The 17,121-nt window shown below is 54.0% G+C and carries 12 protein-coding genes; all 12 read right to left on the minus strand.

Annotated features, from left to right (window positions below):
• Nucleotides 1-25: 25 nt before the first annotated feature.
• A complete protein-coding gene (locus BMX00_RS08925; RefSeq protein ID WP_090828682.1) occupies nt 26-1,207 on the minus strand; it encodes a tetratricopeptide repeat protein in 1,182 nt (393 codons plus the stop codon).
• A gap of 169 nt (nt 1,208-1,376) precedes the next feature.
• Nucleotides 1,377-2,237, minus strand: a complete 861-nt coding sequence (locus BMX00_RS08930) for a carbonic anhydrase (RefSeq protein ID WP_090828683.1) — start codon at nt 2,235-2,237, stop codon at nt 1,377-1,379.
• A gap of 198 nt (nt 2,238-2,435) precedes the next feature.
• Nucleotides 2,436-3,872 (minus strand): glucose-6-phosphate dehydrogenase, encoded by a 1,437-nt coding sequence (zwf, locus tag BMX00_RS08935; RefSeq protein ID WP_090828684.1) that lies wholly within the window; start codon nt 3,870-3,872, stop codon nt 2,436-2,438.
• Complete coding sequence (gene gnd, locus BMX00_RS08940; protein WP_090828685.1) at nt 3,847-4,866, minus strand: phosphogluconate dehydrogenase (NAD(+)-dependent, decarboxylating); 1,020 nt, start codon at nt 4,864-4,866, stop codon at nt 3,847-3,849. The genes zwf and gnd overlap by 26 nt, the downstream gene beginning before the upstream one ends.
• 140 nt (nt 4,867-5,006) lie before the next feature.
• A complete protein-coding gene (locus BMX00_RS08945) occupies nt 5,007-5,606 on the minus strand; it encodes a cysteine hydrolase family protein (protein ID WP_090828686.1) in 600 nt (199 codons plus the stop codon).
• Nucleotides 5,607-5,681: 75 nt separating this feature from the next.
• The gene (pgm, locus tag BMX00_RS08950) at nt 5,682-7,364 is read right to left on the minus strand and encodes a phosphoglucomutase (alpha-D-glucose-1,6-bisphosphate-dependent) (RefSeq protein ID WP_090828687.1); all 1,683 of its coding nucleotides are present in this window, start codon (nt 7,362-7,364) and stop codon (nt 5,682-5,684) included.
• Between the two features lie 58 nt (nt 7,365-7,422).
• On the minus strand, nt 7,423-9,525 hold the full coding sequence (tkt, locus tag BMX00_RS08955) for a transketolase (RefSeq protein WP_090828781.1): 2,103 nt from the start codon (nt 9,523-9,525) through the stop codon (nt 7,423-7,425).
• Between the two features lie 250 nt (nt 9,526-9,775).
• Nucleotides 9,776-11,410, minus strand: a complete 1,635-nt coding sequence (pgi, locus tag BMX00_RS08960) for a glucose-6-phosphate isomerase (protein ID WP_090828688.1) — start codon at nt 11,408-11,410, stop codon at nt 9,776-9,778.
• A 205-nt stretch (nt 11,411-11,615) separates the two neighbouring features.
• Nucleotides 11,616-11,876, minus strand: a complete 261-nt coding sequence (locus BMX00_RS14355; protein ID WP_177171820.1) for a hypothetical protein — start codon at nt 11,874-11,876, stop codon at nt 11,616-11,618.
• Nucleotides 11,877-12,063: 187 nt separating this feature from the next.
• On the minus strand, nt 12,064-12,684 hold the full coding sequence (locus BMX00_RS08965) for a hypothetical protein (RefSeq protein WP_090828689.1): 621 nt from the start codon (nt 12,682-12,684) through the stop codon (nt 12,064-12,066).
• 99 nt (nt 12,685-12,783) lie between these two features.
• Nucleotides 12,784-13,983, minus strand: a complete 1,200-nt coding sequence (locus tag BMX00_RS08970) for a ribonucleotide-diphosphate reductase subunit beta (protein ID WP_090828690.1) — start codon at nt 13,981-13,983, stop codon at nt 12,784-12,786.
• Nucleotides 13,984-14,013: 30 nt separating this feature from the next.
• A complete protein-coding gene (locus tag BMX00_RS08975) occupies nt 14,014-16,878 on the minus strand; it encodes a ribonucleoside-diphosphate reductase subunit alpha (RefSeq protein ID WP_090828691.1) in 2,865 nt (954 codons plus the stop codon).
• Between the last annotated feature and the right edge of the window lie 243 nt (nt 16,879-17,121).

The following is a 17,121-nucleotide window of genomic DNA, read 5'->3' on the forward strand; positions in this document are numbered from 1 at the left end:
ACCCAATACGCCTGGCCCCCGGGCTCTACTCAACCAGAGCCCGTCTTTCCATCGCCGCCGCTTCAATTTCCCTGCCGGATTTTCTGTAGAGTTCCGCAAGATTCTTGAGGTTCGTGATCACCTTCGGATGGTTGGGGCTTAGGGTTTTCTCCAGAATTGTCAATGAGCGGGTGAAGAGCGATTCGGCCTCCGCATATTGACCCTGAGCTTCATAGAGTGCGGCAATATTGTTCAGACTCAAGGCGACATGGGGGTGGCCGGGCCCGAGCACTTTTTCCCAGATTGCCAGCGAGCGCTCGAGGTAGGGTTTGGCCAGGATAAAGTGACCCTGCGCATAATAAAGATTCCCCAAGTTGTTCAGTGTGGTGGCCACATCCGGGTGGGCGGGCCCCAGGGCTGTCTCCAGAATCAAGAGCGAGCGTTTGAAGAGAGGCTTCGCCACTTCATAGCGGCCATCGGCCATATGGAGTTCCGCGAGGTTGTTCAAACTCTTCGCCACGCGCGGGTGATCCGGTCCGAGGGCTTTTTCAAGAATTGCCAGCGAGCGGCTGTAGAGAGGCTCAGCCTTTGAATAAAGGCCTTGTGCCAGATAAAGCCCGGCCAGATTATTCAGGCTGATGGCGACATCGGGATGGCCCGCGCCGAGCGCCTTTTCCGAGACAGCGAGCGAGCGCTGGTATAACGGCTCCGCCTGCGCATAGCGCCCCTGTATCTTGAAAAGCAGCGCGAGATTATTCAGGCTGGTTGCGACATCGATATGTTCGGGTCCGAATGTTTTTTCCCAAATCGCAAGAGAGCGTTTATAGAGCGGCTCAGCGTTGGCGTACTGGCCTTGCACCCGGTAGAGCTCCGCCAGGTTATTCAAGCCCTTTGCCACGGCGGGGCTATCGGGGCCAAAGGTTCTTTCCCAGATGGCAAGCGAATGCTTGTAAAGCGGCTCCGCCTGGACATATTCGCCCAGGTCCTGATAAATCAACCCGAGGTTGTTCAAAGTCTGGGCTACGTTTGGATGGTCATCGCCCCACTCCTTACGAGCGACCTCGAGCGCCTCTTTCACCAGCACTATTGCCTGGTCGTATTTACCTCTCTGATAGAGTAGCCGTGCTTCGTTATTGAGATGAGCCCATTCCGCATTCTGGGCATGAGCAAAAGATGCAAGGGCAAGTAGAAAAGTAATAAGAAATAACGAGATTGCCGTCTTTTCCATTTCTCGTACTAACCCACAGGTATAGACACGACAGCTTTTATGGGGCATTTCGGCAAGCGGTCAGAAACCGAAGACAAGCTTTCCGTGGGAAACTGGATTGTAATCCACTTCGGTCTCCCACCATCAGGATGGTGAACGACCGACGTGGATAGAAAATTGCGACGGGAAGTTATGCACCAGATCCCATAAAGCCAGGGGTGGCCAGGCGCCGCCTTGCAATAAAACCGATCAGACCCAGACCAGCGAGCAGCATGGCATAGGTCTCGGGCTCGGGAACGGGCGTGACGTGGACGAAATTCGGTACATCAGTGAGTATGATTCGCCCGTTAAGCGGCTGAACCTCACGCGCATCCCCATCCGGGAAGAGCTTTTGAAAAGCTTGAACTTGGCTTGCGGACATATCCAGCGGCTGAGCCAGATCGATCCACTTTACACCTTCCGAGAAGGGGGGCGTCGTGAGCGAACCAGTGTAGCGAAAAGATTCCAGGTTATCCGGAATAAGCGAATTCAGATTGAAGGAATTGACCGCAAGATGGTCGGCAGTGGTTTGGGGCAGATTAGAGAAAATTGGAGCAAGTGCGGCATTAGTATCGCCATAGTTGATCCACCGGCCAACCACCAGAAGATGACTATTAGCATCGCTAAATACCAGATGCAACTCCAGGGGGGTTGCGTGACTGTTCTCCAAATGCTCTGAAGGCGTATGGAAATGGAATTGGGCTAAATTATAGGTATCCCCATCGACCGTAATAGACCCCGCGCCGGCAGCTACATTGGCTCTGACGGTTTTCTCCTTACCGGGGGAACCGTTATTGATAACATCCAGCGTGGTGCTGGAACTCAAATTAAATGTCAACGGAGATAAATTTCCAAAAAATGTATTGTCCGAACGAATATCGATCGGACTTTGGGCCTCCATTCCAGCTAATTTATCATCCACTATATCCGCATAGGCAGCGGGCAGCCCGGACACGAAAAGGGCGGAGACAAGCGATGCTAACGGCAATAACCGAGACAATGATGATTTCATAATGAGGGATCCCTTATAAAGATGGCATTTGAATGGAAGGGTTGCATATAACGCTATGCAATTCAAAAGTAACATGACCTATGTGAAAAAAGCGTCGCTTAAACGTTAAAAATTCGTTAAGGTTCACTATAACGTCACATTAGAATGTTATGACCAGGGTTACTCTTGTTACTGTCGAAAGTTGACAGTACAGTCCGGTCAGATTCTCGACTCGGGGTTGTGCCACCAGCCATCCGGTGCGATCAGCTTATCCGTCGCTTCAGGTCCCCAGCTTCCGCGCTCATAAGGAATAACGGGGTGATGCTTTTTCAGAACAGGTTCCAGGGCTGCCCACGCGGCCTCCACCGCGTCCTCGCGGGCAAACAGGGCTCCATCGCCATTCATCGCGTCTCGCAACAGCCGTTCATAAGGGGACTCGCGCCCGAAGTGTTCTTCGACCAGGCAGAGTTCCCGCTGCTCGCCGACGAACTCTTTTCCCGTGCGCTTGACTCGCGCAGCGAGCGCAACGGCGGAGATGGGAGAAAGGCGAAACCGCAGGTAATTGGCATCCCTGGCATCGGGTGCTGGGTCAGCAAAAAGCTGCTGCGGCGGCGGCTTCAACTGGACAAGTACTTCAGTGGCGGTCTCGGCAAGGAATTTGCCGGAACGCAGGTACCACGGTACGCCTTCCCAGCGCCAGGAGTCGATAAAAAGCCTCAAGGCGCAGAACGTCTCAACGTCGGAGTCCGGTGCGACGCCTGGCTCCTCACGATAGCCCGCATATTGGCCCCGTACGACGTCATCCGGGTTCACCGGACGCATGGCCTGAAAGACATCTGCCTTTTCTCCCTGAATGGGCTTAAAGCCTTTGTGGGATGGCGGTTCCATGGCAAGCAGCGCGACGATCTGGAAAAGATGATTCTGGATTACATCGCGAAGGCAACCCGCCGATTCATAAAATCTGCCGCGTCCCTCGACGCCGAAATTCTCCGCGAGTGTTAACTGGACGCTGCCGATATAGTTCCGGTTCCAGATCGGTTCAAGGAAGGAGTTGGCGAAGCGAAAATAAAGAATATTCATGATCGCCTCCTTGCCCAGGAAGTGATCGATGCGAAAAATCGAATCTTCCGGAAACACCGATCGCGCGATGCAATTGAGTTTGCGGGCGGACTCGAGATCCCGCCCGAACGGCTTTTCCACGATGACACGGGCCCCCCGCGCCAAACTGGCGGCGCCCAGCCCTTTTATTACCGTTTCGAAAAGGGAAGGGGGGATGGCCAGATAATGAAGGGGGTGCTTGGTTCCCTCCAGGGCGCGCTTGAGCGTTGCGAACGTATCCGCGTTATTGTAATCCCCAGAGACGTACTGTAGCAGCGAAAGGAGATGGCTAAGCGCATCTCGATCGTCGATCCCCGACTTCGAAACCGAATCGATAACCCTGTCGCGAAGCTGGTCAGTGCTCCATGACGTGGAGGCCACCCCTACAACGGGCACGTTGAGCGAACCCTGCTTTACCATCGCGTACAGTGCCGGAAAGATTTTTTTATACGCCAGATCGCCCGTTACGCCGAATAGCACCAGCGCATCCGAACGCACAGTACTCCCATCGGTTCTGTTTACGCCAGTCATCTCAGGCTTGTCCTTTTTTTTCATCATGCCCGCCGAACCGCTTTCTCATCGCAGAAAGCACACGGTCGGCATAGTCCGCATTGCCGCGAGACTCAAAGCGGCTGAAAAGCGCGGCGCTGATCACCGGTACAGGTACGCCCTCATCCACCGCGGCCAGCGTGGTCCAGCGTCCTTCGCCCGAGTCGGATACCCTTCCCGAAAATTTGCTGAGATCGGCGTCTTCGACCAGTGCCTCCGCCGTCAGATCGAGCAGCCATGAAGCGACAATACTGCCGCGGCGCCAGACCTCCGCGATCTCCGCGACATCGAGTTCATACTGATAAAACTCCGGGTTACGCATGGGCGCCGTTTCGGCATCCGTATCACGCGCCTGCTTGCCCGCGTTAGCGCTGTGCAGAATATTCAGGCCTTCGGCATAGGCCGCCATGAGACCGTATTCGATCCCATTATGGACCATCTTTACAAAATGGCCGGCTCCGTGCGGTCCGCAGTGGAGATAACCCCGCTCGGCTGTCCCTTCCGCCTTCCGGCGGCCGTATGTGCGGGGCGCTGCGTCGATGCCTGGGGCAAGGGCGGCAAAGATCGGATCCAGGTGCTGGACAATTTCATTTTCGCCACCGATCATGAGGCAATATCCCCGTTCGCGTCCGGCAACGCCGCCGCTTGTGCCGACGTCAACATAATGCATGCCTTTTAAGCTTAGCTCAGCGCCGCGCCGGATATCGTCGTGGTAATAGGAATTTCCACCATCGATAACAATGTCGTCCTTTTCGAGCAGCGGCAGTACCTCCGAAAGAAGTCCATCCACCGCGGCGGCGGGAATCATCAACCATATTGCCCGCGGTTTGGCCAGACGGGCGATAAGGTTTTCAAGCGAGGTGGTGCCAACCGCGCCCTGCGATTGAAGTTCATGGATGGCTTGGGCGCGCTGGTCATACACCACGCACTCATGCCCAGCCTTCATCAGGCGGGCTGCCATGTTGATACCCATACGCCCCAATCCGATCATTCCGAGCTGCATCGTGCGTCTCCTTCTCTTAAAAATGCCGAGTTCGCCGGGGCTGGCACGGGTTCAGAAGACCAGCCATCCGGAAGGTGGAATTAATCCGTTCACCCGTAAAAAAAGTTGCGATAATATTTAAATCTTGAACAGAGGCTGACTTAATTCTTTTTCCAATCCTTTTTCAATAACTGCTCAAAGTCGAGCTGCACAGAGTCCCAGGTGTCGGCCTTTATTGTTTTTCGCATCTGCGCAAGCGCGCTGACGTGCCGGCTTTTGGCCACCGCGGCGCTGCAATCTTCCGGAACATGGATCCCAAAACCACGCAAATACGCGTCATTAGCCGTAAATAGCACACAGGAATCCGTCGTAAATCCGCAAAGGATCAATTGGGTCGCGTGCAGATGCTGGAGCAAAAGATCCAGCGGTGTCTGGAAAAAACCGGAGTGCCTGGGCTTGAGAACGAAGTAATCGTCGGGTTGTGGAACAAGTTCCCGGACTATCGGCGCGCCCCGTGCGTCATCTGTCACACAACGCATCACCAAGTGTTTGAAATCGGATTGCCACTGGCCAAAATTGTCATTTACATACAAGCACGGAACCCCATATTTCTTTGCTTCCCGTTTTAGCCGTGCAATATTCCGGGCTGCGGGCAGGGCGGTCTTCATCAGATCTTCCCCTTCCTCAAACTCCAGGTCATTGATGACATCGACCAGGAGAAGCGCAACGGCGCATTCGTGACGCACGCACTCATTATTCATTCGATAGTTTATCCGCTCCGCCAGGCGTCATGCTGACGGCTCCGATAGTAATGTGGCCCGGCTGGGGCAGCACCTTCAGCCGGCCGATCGCATGCCCTCAGCATTGTCCTTCATTGCCGCAGCAAGCGCATCGGCCACGATTGTTTCCGCCTGCTCAAGGATATGCTGCAGGTGATCCGTTCCACGGAAACTCTCGGCATAGATCTTGTAGATATCTTCAGTGCCGGACGGGCGTGCAGCAAACCAGCCATGTTCAGCAATGACTTTGATCCCGCCTATGGCGGCATTATTGCCTGGGGCACGGGTGAGAATAGTCTGGATTTTTTCCCCGGCCAGATCCCTGCAATCGATTTGCTCGGGCGACAATTTCGCCAGAATTTGTTTTTCCACCGGAGAGGCGGGCGCGTCAACGCGCTTGAATACCGGGTCGCCAAACTCGCGTCCAAGCTCATTGTATAGCTCGCCGGGATCGCGGTTGGTGCGTGCGGTAATCTCCGCGGATAACAGCGCCGGAATGATGGCATCTTTATCCGTTGTCCAGACCGAGCCGTCGAAGCGCAGGAATGATGCCCCCGCGCTTTCTTCACCGCAAAAGCCGAGCGAGCCGTTATGCAGGCCATCCACGAACCATTTGAAACCTACCGGTACTTCGTAAAGGCGGCGGCCAAGCTTTGCGGTTACAAGATCGATCATCCGGCTGCTTACCACTGTTTTTCCTACCGCCACTTCGCTGGTCCATTTCGGGCGGTTCTGGAAGAGATAGTGGGTAGCGACGGACAGATAATGATCCGCAAGCAGCAAACCTGAGCTTCGGGTCACGATCCCGTGCCGGTCATGGTCCGTGTCGCAGGCAAAGGCAATATCGAAATGATCCTTCAAACCGATCAACCCCCGCATGGCGTAAGGCGAGGATGGATCCATGCGAATCTTGCCGTCCCAATCAAGTGTCATAAATCGAAATGTCGGATCGACCTCCTCGCGCACGGTTTTGAGGTTCAGCTTGTAGCGCTCCGCGATTGCTGGCCAATAGTCCACCCCGGCGCCGCCGAGCGGGTCCACCCCGATATGAATACCGGCTTCACGTATCGCATCCATATCGACTACAGCGGCAAGGTCGTTTACGTAATTATTCAGAAAGTCATGCTGATGTGTGGTGGAAGCGCGCAGGGCGTTTTCGAAACGTACCCTTCTTATGCCGGCCAGACCATTTTCGAGAAATTCATTTGACAGAGTTTCTATGGATGCGGTGATTTCAACGCCGGCCGGACCGCCATGTGGTGGATTGTATTTAAAGCCGCCACTCTCGGGAGGATTATGGGAAGGCGTAATGACGATGCCGTCAGAAAGACCTTCGGTGCGTCCGCGGTTATAGGTCAGTATGGCATGAGATATGGCAGGCGTAGGGGTGTAGGCGCGATTTTTCGCCAGCATGACTTCGACCCCATTAGCGGCCAGCACCTCAAGCGCGCTGGCCAAAGCCGGCTCGGAAAGCGCGTGGGTATCAATGCCCAAAAACAGTGGCCCATTGATATTCTGCTGTTTACGGTAACTGCAGATAGCCTGCGTGATGGCAAGCACGTGCCACTCGTTGAAGCTCGTTTCCAGTGCCGAGCCGCGATGCCCCGAGGTACCGAACGCCACTCGCTGTGCTGCCACTGCCGAATCCGGAATTTCCGTATAATAGGCGGTAACAAGTCTGGGTACGTTCACCAGCACGGACGCCGGGGCAGGTTTCCCTGCAAGGGGGCTGATCTTCATAGTGATCTTCTGAAATTATGGTAGACCGGCCGGCCAGCCATCGAGCGCAGGCGCGATCTCATCTACCAGCCTGACCTGACGAGTGTGAAGCATGCCGCGCTATTTGCTCCTTGGCTGCAGCTACGACATGTCCGGGTTCGAATCCGAAGTGCTGAGCGACCACCTTTGCCGGGGCGGACAAGCCAAAGCAGCGCATGCCCAGGATGCGTCCCGCCACGCCGGTATAGCGTTCCCAACCGAAGGTGGACGCTTCTTCAACCGCTACTCGTGCCCATATCTGGGGCGGCAGGATGCTGTCGCGATACTCCTGACTCTGATTATCAAATAATTCCCAGGAGGGCATGCTGATGACGCGCGCCTTGATTCCCTCGGACTTGAGCTGTTCATAGGCCGTAATACACAGCGCGACCTCGCTTCCCGTAGCCAGCAGCAGCACATCGGGTTTGCCATCCTCAGCATCAGCGAGGACGTATGCGCCGCGAGAGACTCCGCTCGCAGGCGCGTACCGAGTGCGATCGAAAGTAGGTACCGCCTGGCGGGTCAGTATCAGGCAAGCGGGACAATCCCTGAGTTGCATGATGACTCGCCAGGCCTCAATGACTTCATTCGCATCCGCTGGCCGTAACACGATCATGCCCACCATTGCGCGCAAGGAAGCAAGATGCGAAATGGGCTGGTGCGTGGGTCCATCCTCACCCAGACTGATCGAATCGTGGGTCCAGATGTAAATGACGGGAATTTCCATCATCGAGCTCAGCCGGATCGCCGCCCGACAGTAGTCGGAAAAAATTAGAAAACTTGCAGCATAGAAGCGCAGTTTCGATAAGCTCATTCCATTCGAAATGGCGCACATCGCGTGTTCGCGCAAGCCAAAATGGAAATTGCGTCCGCGGTAATCCCCACGCTGTCCGGGCGCCTGGAAATCGCCATACTCCTCACCCTTCAATTCTGTTTTTGTCGAAGGCGCAAGGTCTGCCGCACCCCCGAGCAGCCACGGTATTTTCCCTGCAATCGCGTTCAAAACCTTGCCCGATGACTCGCGCGTCGCGATCCCCTTGGCATCTGCGGGAAAGGCCGGTAACGCGCTGTCCCAGCCTGCCGGCAAACCACGCTGTTGCATACAGTCGATTTGTTCAGCCAGATCGGGATACCGCGTATGATAGCTCGCAAACGATTTTTTCCAGGCCTCATGCGTGGCTGCACCGCGCTGCCCGAGCTGCGCTTTAAAGTGCTCCCGGATGCCATCCGGCACATAAAACTGCTTATCGGGATCGCAGCCATAGAATTCTTTCGCCAGCCGCGCTTCTTCGGCGCCAAGCGGTTCGCCGTGGGCTTCTCGCGTATCCTGTTTATGCGGTGCGCCGTAACCGATATGGCTGCGCACGATAATCAGTGTCGGACGGTCATGCGTATTGAGGAATGCTTCATAAGCCTGCGTCAAAAGATTCAGGTCATTTGCATCACCAACTCGCGTGACATTCCATCCATAGCTCAGGAATCGCCCGGCCGTGTCTTCAGTAAAGGTGAGATCGGTTGATCCCTCGATGGTGATGTGATTGTCATCATAAATCCAGCACAGATTGGCCAGTTTGAGATGCCCGGCCAAAGACGCAGCCTCACTGCTGATTCCCTCCATTATGTCGCCGTCGCTACAGAGCGCGTAGACGTTATAATCGAACAGTTTGAAATCCGGTCGGTTATACGTGGCGCCCAGCCAGCGCTCGGCCATAGCCATCCCAACGCTGACGGCGGCACCCTGGCCGAGGGGGCCGGTGGTGGTTTCCACACCCGAGGTCCAGCCATATTCCGGATGTCCCGTGCAGCGGCTGCCGGCCTGCCGAAAATTCTTGAGGTCATCGAGCGTTACAGCCAATCGGTCTGTCGTGTCATAGCGCGGGCTCGCCGCTTTTACTTCAGTGAGATAAAGGAGGCTATAAAGCAATGCCGAGGCGTGGCCGGCTGAAAGGATAAAACGGTCGCGATTGGGCCATTCCGGATCATCCGGATCATAGCGGAGGAAGCGCTGCCACAGGCAATATGCCGTCGGAGCGGCACCCATCGGGGTGCCGGGATGGCCGGAATGCGCATTTTCCACGGCATCGATGGACAGACTGCGGAGGGTATTGATACATAACTGGTCGAGTGTCATTTGTTCGGGCATGGCATTGGTCCGGTAGAGCAAGCGGCTCGGCTGTGCTTGGTAAAAAATGCCTCAAAAACACTCTCTTCTACAACGCCTACAACCTAACAACCCTTCGCTTACATCCCTCTTAAGCAAACGTCTGGAGCCTAACCAGAATTTTGAAGCACACTTGCGCCTGAAGGTCGTCCCTATCCCAATTTGAAGCTTCAACCAGCCGACAAGCCGGCAAAATCATCCACTATGTAAACGAGGCCCTTGCTCATGATTATTAAAGCCTGCAACCACGGTATCGCCGTATCAGCGCATTGGTCGAGCTGTCATGATTCAGTTGGCCGTCGGTATTTTCCAGCTCCGCAATAATTTGCCTGGACAGCGCCTTGCCCAGTTCGACGCCCCACTGATCGAAAGAATCAATGTTCCAGATCGTCCCCTGCGTGAAAACGCTGTGCTCATAGAGAGCGACTAAAGCTCCGAGCGTATAGGGCGTCAGGCGCTCCGCGAGTAGGGTATTGGTTGGGCGATTGCCTTCGAAAGCCCGGTGCGGGCAGAGCCAGTCCGGCACTCCCTCGCTTCTCACTTCCTCCTCGGTCTTTCCGAACGCCAGGGCCTCGGTCTGAGCGAAGAGATTCGCCATGAGCAGATCGTGATGGTTACCCAGCGGTTGGGACGTCTGGCAGAAGCCGATGAAATCGCACGGGATCAGCCGGGTCCCCTGATGTATGAGTTGATAGAAAGAGTGTTGACCGTTCGTCCCGGGTTCTCCCCACACAATGGGAGAGGTTTGATAATCTACAGGAATACCATCCATAGTGACATGCTTGCCATTGCTCTCCATGGTCAATTGCTGCAAATAAGCCGGGAAGCGCTTGAGATATTGCTCATAGGGCAGCACGGCAATTGTGTGCGCATTGAAGAAATTGTTGTACCAGATCGCGAGCAGTGCCATGATAACGGGCACATTTTCCTGGAAAGGAGCCGTGCGGAAGTGCTGGTCCATCTCATAAAAGCCCGCCAGCATGCTTTGAAAATTCTCGGGTCCGATGGCGATCATGGTTGAGAGGCCCACCGCTGAGTCCATCGAATACCGTCCGCCCACCCAGTCCCAGAATTCAAACATATTGGCGGTATCGATCCCGAAATTCGACACTTCCTCCGCATTGGTCGAAACAGCAACGAAGTGTTTGCGCACCGCTTTCGTGTCATCGAGCTTGCGTAGCATCCATTCACGGGCCGCGCAGGCGTTGGCTAGCGTTTCAGTCGTGGTGAACGTCTTGGAACAGATAATGAACAACGTTTCTTCCGGGTCGACATCTCTGGTTGCTTCGTTGAAATCGGTGCCGTCCACATTGGATACGAAACGAAAGTCCATACTGCGCAAGCTGTAAGCGCGCAAGGCTTCGAAAGCCATTACCGGACCTAGATCGGAGCCGCCAATGCCGATATTGATGATAACGCGAATCCGTTTGCCGGTATGACCCCGCCAGACGCCGCTGCGTATCTGATCCGCGAAAGCAGCCATGTGATCGAGTACCGCGTGCACCTGGGGCACGACGTCGATACCTTCGACAACGATCCGTTCACCCTTGGGCGCGCGCAAGGCAATGTGCAACGCGGGCCGCTTCTCAGTGAAATTGATCTGTTCACCTCTGAACATTGCATCGATGCGTCCGCACAAACCACACTCTTCAGCAAGCCGCACAAGCAATTCAAGCGTTTCGCGGGTGACTCGGTTTTTTGAATAATCGAGGTAAATGCCGGCGGCTTCAGCCGTGAAGCGTTCACCCCGTTTGGGATCATCAGCGAAAAGCTGACGCAGATGCAACGGCTGGATTTCCCGATAATGTTGTTCGAGCGCCTTCCATGCGGGGCGCTCTACCAGGGATTGCGTTCGCGGGGGTGCCATTCCTGCCGGCTGATCGCCCGTGTCTAGCTGGCCTTGGGAGTCTAGTGAATCAAATCGAAGCATGACTTGAGGAGCCTGGCTTCATCTTGGTTAAACCTGAATTCATGGTTGGCCACTCATTTTCCAGTTTATCGCTATGATTCACAGAGCCCTTTCGCGATACCTGAACTTCACCTTCATGGCGAGTTCGCTACCCGTAGGATTCCTATTTTGGATTACACGCGTTTCTTGCGGCAGGTGGCGGTGTCGCAACGCCTTGGAATGGGGACGCCGCAAAGCGCCACACCCGGGTCCGTGCGAAGCGAGCGGGCAGCGCAGCGGAAGCAACAGGCGCATTGATGGTTCGTCGGGGCGCCTGCATGTCGCTGTGGGGTCGCAACCATTCCGCATCGTTGCGACCTTGCTCTGCATCCCTAAAAAATCGCACATCCCATCCAACTGCCGGATTCAGGTTCAAATCTAGCATAGCAGGTGTTACCGAAAAGTGAAGTAAATGTGAGCAATTCGGCAAACCCATGGGGCAGGAAAGGGAATGCCCGCGGTGAAGATGGGCTTGCACCATCGTGCTCGCAAATCCCCGGATCAGCCTGTTACCCAGAAGCCAGGCGCTACTGACAAGGTAACAGGCGCTGATCCGCAGAGTCAACCATCAATCAAGAGCGCGACCCTGAAAGCGGAAACGGCCAACTGGAAGTTGGGGTGCTGGTTGCGGCGGAGGTATCAGCTGCTTTTTCCGATGTTTTTTTTCCAGATGTTTTTTTTCCGGTTGCAGGTTTTTTGGTCAAAGCTTTTTTCTCTGTCGCAGGTTTTTCAGGCGGCGATTTTTCCCCCGCAGACCCCTTGGAAGGGCTTGTTTTCTTGGTTGAAGCGGGTTTCTTGTCCGAAACTTCTTTCTTGACTGCTGTTCCTTTGGTTGATGTGGCGGTTTTCTTTCCAGCCCCCTTTTCAGCCTTTTTCCCTGTTTTCCCCTCCGCCTTTTTCTCCGCCTTTTTCTCAGGCTTTTTTTCGACTGGTTCCTTGCCCGCCGTCTTCTTACCGGTTACCTCTTTCTTGGCAGGAGTTTTTTCAGAAGTTGTTGCTGAAGTCTTTTTCTTTACAGCAGACTTTTTAGTTGCTGCCGCGTTTTTTTTCTCGTCCTTTTTCTCCACTTTTTTTTCGGCGGACTCCTTGGTCGTTTTTTTAGCTGAAACTTCTTTCTTGGTTGCCGGCTTTTTCACAGCCACGGACTTCTCGACGGCAGGTTTCTTTGCTGCGGATTTCTTAGTCGTTGCCATTTCAACCTCCAGATTAAAGTTATGGAATTACAGCTCATTAATTATTATTGCGCCTATCGATCTGCCCAGCATCCTTACATTCCTTGCCATTTTTATGCTTTAGTCCCAGTTTAAAGCCCCCCCGGTCTGATACTCGGTAACGCGGGTTTCAAAAAAGTTTTTCTCTTTTTTGAGATCAATCATTTCGGACATCCATGGAAAGGGATTGCTGGCCCCGGGATAGAGCGCCTCCAGGCCAATCTGCTGACAGCGGCGGTTGGCGATATAGCGCAAGTATTCCTTGAACATCGGCGCGTTCAGTCCCAACACACCGCGCGGCATCGTGTCCTCGGCATAGCGATATTCCAATTCCACCGCTTTTCGCATGAGTGCGCTGATTTCGTCACGGAACGCCTTGGTCCACAAGTGTGGATTTTCCATCTTAATCTGATTCACGACATCTATGCCGAAATTACAGTGCATGGATTCATCCCGCAGGATGTATTGATATTGTTCCGCCGCACCCGTCATCTTGTTCTGCCTTCCGAGCGCCAGGATTTGTATAAAACCGACATAAAAGAACAGTCCTTCCATGATGCAGGCGAATACGATGAGGCTTCTCAGCAGCTTCTGATCCGTTTCAGGCGTGCCAGTCTTGAATTGCGGATCGGTGAGTATATCGATGAACGGAATCAGAAACTCGTCCTTTTCACGAATGGACGTCACTTCATGATAGGCGTTGAAAATTTCTCCCTCATCCAGCCCGAGCGACTCGACGATGTACTGATAGGCATGCGTATGAATTGCTTCTTCGAATGCCTGGCGCAACAGATATTGGCGGCATTCGGGGTTGGTGATGTGGCGGTAGGTTCCGAGCACGATATTGTTCGCGGCCAGCGAATCAGCCGTAACAAAGAAGCCCAGGTTACGCTTAACGACGCGGCGCTCATCTTCGGTCAGCCCATCGGGATCTTTCCAGAGGGCGATGTCGCGGCTCATATTGATTTCCTGGGGCATCCAGTGGTTAGCGCAGGCGGAAAGATATTTCTCCCATGCCCATTTGTATTTGAATGGCACGAGCTGGTTGACATCCGCCTTGCAATTGATAATACGCTTATCTTCAACCGACACGCGACGCGTGGCGTCACTGCCAGCAAAATGCTCATCGTTTCCGCTATGGACTGCTTCGATATTCTTGAAATCCGTCACGCGGCCGGTTGTTTGCGGACCTGGACTGGATGCGGTCAGCATCGCATCACTCAATGTCCCGTTTAGCCGTGCCATCCCTGATTGCACTGTTTCGTCCTCAAATATCAACATACCTTCTCCTTTTACTCCGAATCTCCTGCATTATTGGCAAGACTCACACTCGGGGTTATCAATGGCACAATATTTCACGTCGGTTGCGGGCGTGGCCGCACTCATGGCGGCCATGTTTCGCTCTGCGGGGACTGCGTTCAAAGAGCCTGCTTCCACTGTGGATTTTTCCGCTGAAGTTGCCCCCAGCGAGCGCAGATAATAAGTAGTTTTCAGACCGCGCTGCCAAGCCAGCTTGTAGGCCTCATCCATTTTTTTCCCGGAAACACCCGCCATGTAGATGTTCAGCGATTGCGCCTGATCGACCCATTTTTGACGCCGTGCCGCGGCTTCGATCAACCACTGGGGTTGCACTTCGAAAGCCGTGGCGTAAAGTTCGCGAACATCGGCCGGCACCCGGTCTATCTTGCTTAAGACACCATCGAAATATTTGAGATCGGAAATCATGACTTCGTCCCAGAGTCCCAATTTTTTCAGGTCGTTTACCAGGTACTCGTTAACCAGGGTGAAATCTCCCGATAAATTGGATTTGACATAAAGATTCTGATAGGTCGGCTCGATGCTGGCGGATACGCCGATGATGTTGGAAATGGTTGCGGTTGGCGCAATTGCAAGACAATTGGAGTTACGCATGCCATATTTCTTGATACGTTCGCGCAATGGATTCCAATCCAGCGTGGACGACATATCCACATCGACAAATCCTCCGCGCTCTTCGCGCAACAGATCGAGCGTGTCCTGGGGCAGAATGCCGCGATCCCACAGGCTGCCGCGATACGAAGCATAACGGCCGCGCTCCTCGGCCAGTTCAGTGGAAGCCCAAAAGGCGTGATAAGCAACCGCTTCCATTGCGTGATCGGCAAACTCCACCGCCTCTTTTGAGGCATAGGGAATGCGCAGCTTATGCAGGCAGTCCTGAAAGCCCATGATGCCCAGCCCTACCGGACGATGCTTCAGGTTGGAATTGCGCGCTTTGGCGACAGCGTAGAAATTGATATCAATGACATTATCCAGCATGCGCATAGCGGTGCCCACGGTCCGCTTGAGCTTGGCGGTGTCAAGTTCGCCGTCATGGACGTGTGCCGCCAGGTTGACCGAACCCAGGTTGCACACGGCAATTTCATGCTCGTTGGTATTCAAAGTTATCTCGGTGCAGAGATTGGAGCTGTGCACCACGCCCACATGGTTTTGCGGCGAACGGATATTGCATGGATCCTTGAAAGTAATCCATGGGTGGCCGGTTTCAAACAGCATACTGAGCATTTTGCGCCATAACCGTAGCGCTGGAATTTTCTTGTGCAGGCTGAGCTCGCCGCGAGCGGCTTTTTCCTCGTAGCCAAGATACGTCTGCTCAAACTGTTTACCGAACTTTTCATGCAGATCAGGCACGTCAGAAGGGGAAAAAAGCGTCCATTCGCCCCCCTCCATTACCCGTTTCATAAAAAGGTCGGGAACCCAGGTGGCAGTATTCATATCATGAGTACGGCGGCGGTCATCGCCGGTATTCTTGCGCAGCTCCAGAAATTCCTCGATATCCAGATGCCATGATTCCAGATAAGCGCAAACTGCGCCTTTGCGCTTACCCCCTTGATTGACCGCTACCGCAGTGTCGGATACCACCTTGAGGAACGGTACCACGCCTTGCGATTTGCCATTCGTGCCTTTGATGCGTGATCCCATTGCACGCACCGGTGTCCAGTCATTGCCGAGTCCGCCGGCATACTTGGCGAGCAAGGCGTTTTCCTTGATCGCTTCGTAAATACCATCGAGGTTATCCGACACTGTGGTCAGATAACACGAAGACAACTGTGAACGGCGGCTGCCTGAATTGAACAGTGTTGGGGTGGAGCTCATGAAATCAAAATTCGACAGCACGTGATAGAACTCTATAGCGCGCGCTTCGCGGTCGATTTCATTCAACGCAAGTCCCATGGCCACGCGCATGAAGAATGCCTGAGGCAACTCAATACGGCGGTCCCGTACGTGCAGGAAATAACGGTCATACAAAGTTTGTAAACCAAGATAGCCAAACTTGAGATCACGGCTGGCATCCAGTGCCTTGGCCAAGCACGGCAGATCAAATTGTGCCAGACGCTCATCCAGCAACTCGGCATCAATTCCGTATTTGATGAAGCCGGGGAAATACTCTGTATAGCGATCTACCATTTCCTGATGTACGACTTCTTCACCCAGCACCTCTAAACGAAGGGTGTGCAGCAGCAGTCGCGCAGTCACATAGCTGTAGCCGGGCTCTTTTTCGATTAATGCTCGCGCCGAGAGAATGGCCGATTTTCTCACTTCTTCCATCGGCACGCCGTCATACAGGTCTTTCAACGTAGACTTGAGTATAAGGGTGGCATTCACCGCTTCACCCAATCCGGTGCAGCAGGACTCGATCAGCTTCAGTAATTCGGCCGTATCGAGGGGTGTTCTGTGGCCATTCTCCAGCACATTCAGAATGCTGGCTGGCGCTTCCACCAGGGCCATTTCTTTCTGTTGCGCCCGCTTGCGGGCGCGATCCTCGCGGTAGAGCACGTAGGCGCGTGCCACGTCATGTTCGCCGGAGCGCATCAAGGCCAGTTCTACCTGGTCTTGAATATCCTCAATATGAAAAGTTCCTCCCGCCGGTTGGCGGCGAATCAACGCTTTCACTACTTCATCAGTCAGCTGCGCCACGACTTCACGCACTCTGGCGGAGGCCGCACCCTGTCCGCCATTAACGGCGATGAATGCTTTCGTCATCGCAATGGATATCTTGCCCGGCTCGAACGCGGCCACCGAACCATTGCGGCGAATGATTTTGTACTGGGAATATCTCGCATCCTGACTGGCGGGGGCTGTAGAAGAATCATATCCTGATACTGCCGGGCGATTCATAGGGTCTGTTGCAAGCTGCATGTCGGATTCCTCCTCATCTATATCGGAAACTGCTCCTTTCCGATGGCCGGAGCCGAAATTTTTAAAACTCCTAAACCACTATATCTAGTATTACTGTTGAACGTATTTTACTACAGTTAGTGCGTTCAGCCAATGGTGCAATATTTCTTCGCGTATGTCAATTCGTGCATGTCAAAAATTTTTTGCAGGGTTTTTCTAAATTACAGGTAAGCAATTGAAAGGTTATGCGCCGCAGAAATGATA

Origin of the sequence: Nitrosovibrio tenuis (assembly GCF_900109785.1) — a bacterium.
In the GTDB taxonomy this organism is placed as follows: domain Bacteria; phylum Pseudomonadota; class Gammaproteobacteria; order Burkholderiales; family Nitrosomonadaceae; genus Nitrosospira; species Nitrosospira tenuis_A.

Coding starts and splice junctions, on each gene's coding strand:
- BMX00_RS08975 (WP_090828691.1), bottom strand. CDS start 16,878: ATGCAGCTTGCAACAGACCCTATGAATCGCCCGGCAGTATCAGGATAT.
- gnd (WP_090828685.1), bottom strand. CDS start 4,866: ATGCAGCTCGGAATGATCGGATTGGGGCGTATGGGTATCAACATGGCA.
- BMX00_RS08945 (WP_090828686.1), bottom strand. CDS start 5,606: ATGAATAATGAGTGCGTGCGTCACGAATGCGCCGTTGCGCTTCTCCTG.
- pgi (WP_090828688.1), bottom strand. CDS start 11,410: ATGGCACCCCCGCGAACGCAATCCCTGGTAGAGCGCCCCGCATGGAAG.
- BMX00_RS08930 (WP_090828683.1), bottom strand. CDS start 2,237: ATGAAATCATCATTGTCTCGGTTATTGCCGTTAGCATCGCTTGTCTCC.
- BMX00_RS08970 (WP_090828690.1), bottom strand. CDS start 13,983: ATGTTGATATTTGAGGACGAAACAGTGCAATCAGGGATGGCACGGCTA.
- zwf (WP_090828684.1), bottom strand. CDS start 3,872: ATGATGAAAAAAAAGGACAAGCCTGAGATGACTGGCGTAAACAGAACC.
- tkt (WP_090828781.1), bottom strand. CDS start 9,525: ATGCCCGAACAAATGACACTCGACCAGTTATGTATCAATACCCTCCGC.
- BMX00_RS08925 (WP_090828682.1), bottom strand. CDS start 1,207: ATGGAAAAGACGGCAATCTCGTTATTTCTTATTACTTTTCTACTTGCC.
- BMX00_RS08965 (WP_090828689.1), bottom strand. CDS start 12,684: ATGGCAACGACTAAGAAATCCGCAGCAAAGAAACCTGCCGTCGAGAAG.
- pgm (WP_090828687.1), bottom strand. CDS start 7,364: ATGAAGATCAGCCCCCTTGCAGGGAAACCTGCCCCGGCGTCCGTGCTG.
- BMX00_RS14355 (WP_177171820.1), bottom strand. CDS start 11,876: ATGCTAGATTTGAACCTGAATCCGGCAGTTGGATGGGATGTGCGATTT.